Genomic DNA, 1,901 nt, shown 5'->3' with positions numbered 1-1,901 from the left:
GCTCAATCTGCTCAAACAGGAGAAAACCGCCAAAGGCGGTATGCATGCCAAGCAACTCCAAGCCGCTTGGAACCAGGATTACCTCCTCAAAGTCCTCGCCTCACCGATTTAGATGCGATTGCCCTATCTCCGAATATTCAATTGTTAATGGCGGCGATTGTATACTGCATGACGAGGCTTTGTCAAGCGCAATATTGGTGGTTGTGTTTTATTTTGATTTTCGATAAGATTCACAAGCAGTCATGTCATGCTGAGCGAAGCGAAGCATCTCCTGGATTGTGCGGGAGACTCTTCGGTCGCAAAAAGCGCTCCCTCAGAGTGACATAATCATCTGGAGGCATCAATGCAATCCGCGCATTCGATTCAAGATTATTTGGACGTGGTGAAAGAGGGGATCGCAAAACGATTTGGAGACGGCAAGCCTAAACGCGTCGTCATCGTGGGGGCGGGTCTTGCGGGACTTTCAGCTGGGTACGAGCTTCGGCGGGCTGGTCACACCCCGATCATTCTCGAAGCACAACAGCGCGTGGGTGGACGAGTGTACACCTTGCGCGATCCATTCACCGAAGGCTTGTACGCCGAAGTCGGCGCGATGCGCATCCCGCGCGCGCACACGTTGACCATGTCTTACGTCGAGAAGTTTGGACTGAAGACGAACGCCTTCACGATGGACAACCCAAACGCCTATCACTACATGGGCGGACGGAAAGTCCGCGCCTCGGAAGCCGCGAAAGATCCGTCACTGCTTGGCTTTGATGTTTCTGAAAAGGAAAAAGGAAAAACGGCGGGCAAAATGTATGAAGCCGCGCTCAAACCTCTGCTTGACCTGCTCGAAAGAGACGGCGACAAAGCCTGGGACGAGATCATCGCCAAATATGACCAATATTCCACGCGCGAGTTTCTCGAATTGAACGGCTGGTCCGAAGGCATGATCGAGATGTTCGGCTTGCTGGCGAATCAAGAGTCGGTGATGAACTCATCCTTCCTTGAATTGTTCCGCGAGGATTCGGGGAACTACTACACCAACATGATCGAACTCGACGGTGGCACAGATCGCCTTCCTCACGCGTTTCTCCCTGAATTGAAAGATAACATCCGCTTCGGCGCGAAGATGATCGCGATGGATCAGTCGCCGACGGATGTGACGATCCACTATCAAACACAAGCAGGGAGATTTGAAGAAAAGGGAGATTACGCGATCATCACCGTTCCATTCCCTGTGTTGCGGCATGTGGAGGTTCTTAAGCCATTTACTCGCGCCAAGAATCGCGCGATCCGCCAGTTGCATTATGATGCTTCGGCAAAAATCCTTTTTCAATGCAAACGCCGATTCTGGGAAGAGGACGACGGCATCTTCGGCGGTGGCACGATGACCGATCTGCCCATCCGCAATTTGTATTATCCCGACCACGGACGCGAAACGGGACGCGGCGTGATCCTCGCAAGTTACACATGGTCGGAGGATGCGCAACGGTGGGGCTCGCTCAAGCCCGATGATCGCATCGCCCAAGCATTGGACGATGTTGCCGAGATTCATCCGCAAATTACAAAGGAGTTTGAAGTCGGCGCCTCATGGATGTGGCACGACGATGAATTCGCGGGCGGCGCGTTCGCATTATTTGATCCTGGTCAGCAAACGTTACTGCATGATGAAATCGTAAAGCCCGAGGGGCGAATCCATTTTGCGGGTGAACATGCGTCGCTGTATCACGCATGGATCCAAGGCGCGTTCGAGTCGGGTTTGCGCGCGGCGATTGCGATTCATCAATCTCCGTAAAATAAAAAGACCTCACAGGTCTTTAAGACCTGTGAGGTCTGCTACATTCGATTCCCCGCCAATGCCGTGTGCTACGAAGTTTTGAACCTGCTTTCGCAGGTGGGTCCCTACCCAGAAACGCCGC

The 1,901-nt window shown here is 52.9% G+C and carries 1 protein-coding gene; it reads left to right on the top strand.

The annotated features are described in order from the left end of the window. Positions 1–343: 343 nt before the first annotated feature. On the top strand, positions 344–1,777 hold the full coding sequence (locus tag AC16KF_RS09735; protein ID WP_484037117.1) for a flavin monoamine oxidase family protein: 1,434 nt from the start codon (positions 344–346) through the stop codon (positions 1,775–1,777). Positions 1,778–1,901: the final 124 nt, after the last annotated feature.

Source organism: Candidatus Defluviilinea gracilis (genome assembly GCF_057138825.1).
Note: the sequence above shows the minus strand (reverse complement) of the source record. Positions and strands in the feature narration are given on the sequence as shown.

What these genes read in the sequence shown, in the direction of transcription:
- AC16KF_RS09735 (WP_484037117.1), top strand. Translation starts at nt 344, where the DNA reads ATGCAATCCGCGCATTCGATTCAAGATTATTTGGACGTGGTGAAAGAG.